General features: G+C 70.6%; 4 protein-coding genes. 2 read left to right on the top strand and 2 right to left on the bottom strand.

The annotated features are described in order from the left end of the window. Positions 1 to 236 precede the first annotated feature (236 nt). A complete protein-coding gene (locus QK444_RS34355; RefSeq protein ID WP_029930943.1) occupies positions 237 to 599 on the bottom strand; it encodes an FKBP-type peptidyl-prolyl cis-trans isomerase in 363 nt (120 codons plus the stop codon). A 111-nt stretch (positions 600 to 710) separates the two neighbouring features. Between QK444_RS34355 and QK444_RS34350 the strand changes: the two genes are divergently transcribed. Then, positions 711 to 1,514: an RNA methyltransferase gene (locus QK444_RS34350; RefSeq protein WP_282786177.1), complete on the top strand. Its 804-nt coding sequence runs from the start codon at positions 711 to 713 to the stop codon at positions 1,512 to 1,514. After that, positions 1,511 to 1,807, top strand: a complete 297-nt coding sequence (locus tag QK444_RS34345; RefSeq protein WP_029930941.1) for a DUF2537 domain-containing protein — start codon at positions 1,511 to 1,513, stop codon at positions 1,805 to 1,807. The genes QK444_RS34350 and QK444_RS34345 overlap by 4 nt, the downstream gene beginning before the upstream one ends. A 133-nt stretch (positions 1,808 to 1,940) precedes the next feature. Here the strand turns inward: QK444_RS34345 and QK444_RS34340 are convergent, their stop codons facing one another. Further along, positions 1,941 to 2,717 (bottom strand): hypothetical protein, encoded by a 777-nt coding sequence (locus QK444_RS34340; RefSeq protein ID WP_282786176.1) that lies wholly within the window; start codon positions 2,715 to 2,717, stop codon positions 1,941 to 1,943. Between the last annotated feature and the right edge of the window lie 664 nt (positions 2,718 to 3,381).

The raw sequence follows: 3,381 nt of genomic DNA, 5'->3' as shown, positions 1-3,381 counted from the left end.
CGGCGCCCGGGGGGGGGGGGGGGGGGGGCCCCGCCGGCGGGGGGGGGGGGGGGGGGGCGCCGGGCCCCCGGGGGGGGGGGGGGGGGGTGGGGGGGCCCCCCCCCCCCCCGCGGGGGCCCTCCTTTCCCGGGGGGGGGGGGGGGGGGGGGGTCGCCGCCGGCGGGGGGGGGCGGCGCCCCCCCCCCGCCGGGCGCCCGCGGGGTGCTGGGGGGGGGGCCACGATCATGTCCGATCGCTCAGCTCACGCCGAGCAGGTCGATGATGAAGACGAGGGTCTTGCCGGAGAGCTGGTGTCCGGCGCCGGCCGGGCCGTAGGCGAGCTCCGGGGGGATGGTGAGCTGGCGGCGGCCGCCGACCTTCATCCCGGGGATGCCCTCCTGCCAGCCCCGGATGAGGTTGTTCAGCGGGAAGTCGATGGACTCGCCGCGGTTCCAGGACGAATCGAACTCCTCACCGGTGTCGTACTCGACGCCCACGTAGTGCACGTCGACCTTGTCGCCCGGCTTCGCCTCGGGACCGGTGCCCACCTCCAGGTCCTTGATCACCAGCTCGGCGGGCGCGGGGCCTTCTTGGAATTCGACTACCGGCTTGTTGCTCATACGCTGTCCTCTTCACGATCGGGGATCCTGCGGTCGTGCTTCACCTTATGACGACGTGCGGCGCGGGTCCGGAGCCGGGCCGCGTATGTCGCCAGGGCAGGATGTTTGCCCGTGGCCGAAGTGATCGATATCGACGACCCCGCCGATCCGCGGGTCGCCGACTTCCGCGACCTCAGCAATGCCGACCGCCGACCGGACCTCCCGGGCGGGAAAGGGCTGGTCATCGCGGAGGGCGTGGTGGTCGTGCAGCGCATGCTGAGCTCCCGGTTCCTTCCCTTCGCCCTGCTGGGCACGGCACGGCGGCACGAGCAGCTGGCCGACGACCTGGCCGGGGTCGACGTGCCGTACTACCGCGCCTCGGCCGAGGTGATGGCGCGGGTGGTGGGGTTCCATCTCAACCGGGGCGTGCTGGCCGCCGCCCGGCGACCGCCGCAGCCGTCCGCCGAGCAGGTGCTGGCGACCGCCCGCACGGTCGCGGTGCTGGAGGGCGTGAACGATCACGAGAACATCGGATCCATCTTCCGCAATGCCGCCGGACTCGGCGCGGACGCGGTGCTGTTCGGTGACCGCTGCTCGGATCCGCTGTACCGGCGCTCGGTGCGGGTGTCCATGGGACATGTGCTGCGGGTGCCGTTCGCGCGGCTGCCGGAGCTGCCGGGCGGATTGGACCTGCTGCGCGCCAACGGCTTCCAGACCATCGCCCTGACTCCGAATCCCGCGGCGCCCACCCTGGCCACCGCCATGACCGGAGCGAAAGTGGCGCTGCTGCTCGGCGCCGAGGGTCCCGGCCTCACCGAGGACACGATGCGGGCCTGCGACATCCGCGCGCGGATCCCCATGACACCGGGGACCGATTCGCTTAATGTGGCCACCGCGGCCGCCATGGCCTTCTACGAGAGAGTCAGGACACAGTGACCTATCCGCCGGATGGACCCTACGGGTACGGGTACTCCGAGCCGACCCCGTGGGCGGCCGGTCTGACCGTCGTGGTCATGGTCGCGCTGCTCACCGCGTGCGGCGTATACGCCTTCGGCGCGGCACTGGCGCAGGTGCATCCGCTGCTGTCCATCGCGGTGAATCTGGTCGCGGTGGGCGGAGTGCTCCCCACGGCATGGCGGTGGCGGTTCGCGCCGGTCACGCGGTGGGTGATCGCGGGGCTGGGCGCGGGTGTGCTGCTGGGCTGGATCGCCCTGCTGATCGGCGTGTAGCCGCGCTGATCCGAGTGGCCGCGCTGATCCGTGTGGCCGCGCTGATCCGAGTGGCCGCGACTGCTCGGTGTGCGGCGTGTCGCTGTCACACGCGGCGAAGGCGATCGGTCAGCGCACCGGCGGTGATAGCCACTCAGCTCACGCGGTCACGGCCGCGCAACCAGTGGAACAGCCCGCGTTTCCCATTATGTTCGTGATCGGGTTCGGCGGGAGCCTCGGGCTTGGGGGCCTGTCCCTTGGGGAACAGGGAGAAACCGCAGACCTCGATCTCCTCCGGTGCCAGCGGCATATCCGCGAGGGTCGGAATGTCCTCCGGGGCGACGCCGGGGGCGCTGGTCGCGCCGTTGCGGTAGCGGAAGCCGAGCCATTCGGCATTGGCGGCGTCCGCGAAATCCGGTGGGTCGAAAGGCAGGAACTGCGGGTCGGGCAGTTCCCCGGCGCGCAGTTGGATCGGGTGCTCCCCGGCCCAGTACGGCCGCTCCCAGACCCGGGGCAGACCCTCGTCCTCGAGAATGTTCGCCCGGGTGGCGCTGAAGGAGCGGCGGAATTCTCCCCGCTCCCAGTACGCGAACGCACCCCAGCCCATGGCGAGGTCGTAGGAGACGAGATAGGTGTGCTCGGACGCCAAGGGGCGCACCAGCAGTTCCGGCAGTCGGGTCGGACGGGCCAGGGCGGCCTGGGTCGAGCACACCACCGTGACGCCGGGATAGCAGCCGATATAGACGGCTCCGGGATCGGGTCCGGCCCAGACCTTCATGGTGCCGGAGGCGGCGGGTACCACGTCGCGATCCGGATTGAGCTGCTTGGCCAGGGCGAAGGCGGCATCGGGATCGGGGCCGGGGTGGGCGCGCAGGACGGCTACCGGATCGGGGGCGTCGACGTACCAGAGCGAGGAGACTGTGGACGGCACAGGCGCGACACCTCCCGAGATCATTGCATCCCAAGTGTAGCTATTATCGAGCTACATTAAATGGTCGAATGCCCAGCCAGCGTGTGATCGACTCGGCAATCACTGCCATCACCAAGAAATCTACCCCTGTCAGGCCCGAAATGGCGTGGTTGCGCAAGGACTTTCCGGGCGCGGCGGACACTCGGGCGATGCGATCGCGGTCAGGTCTATCGGACGAATCGGTCGGTAGGCTCCCGCGCAGTGAATCAGCAGGTAGTCACACTGGCCAACGACCCGGAGCACGGAGACGCCGCCCGAGCACACGCGATCGCGAAGCCACGTGATCGGAGCATGAGCAAACTTGCAGCTGCCGATGCGAACCCACTCACAGGCACGGTATGCGGAGCTCAGCGACCGATCGCCGGGCACGGTGGTACGAGATGCCCACCTGAACTCGGCACCTGCCTGAACTCGACGCGCACGGGCGAGCGAAGGCGCGGCGCGACGAGCGGTTACGGCGCAGAGGAGCGCGAGATTACGACGCGGACCAGCGCGAGATTACGACGCGGGCGTGCGAGGGGTCCGCGGCGCGGGCTCAGTGGCCCGAGCTGCGCACGCCTAGGAGCACGTCCTCCCACGACGGCATGGGAGCCTTGCCGCCGCGCTTGGCTCGGTTCGGCTTCTG

Source organism: Nocardia sp. CC201C (assembly GCF_030010695.1).
In the GTDB taxonomy this organism is placed as follows: Bacteria; Actinomycetota; Actinomycetes; order Mycobacteriales; family Mycobacteriaceae; genus Nocardia; species Nocardia otitidiscaviarum.
This window is presented reverse-complemented; position numbering and strand designations above follow the sequence as displayed.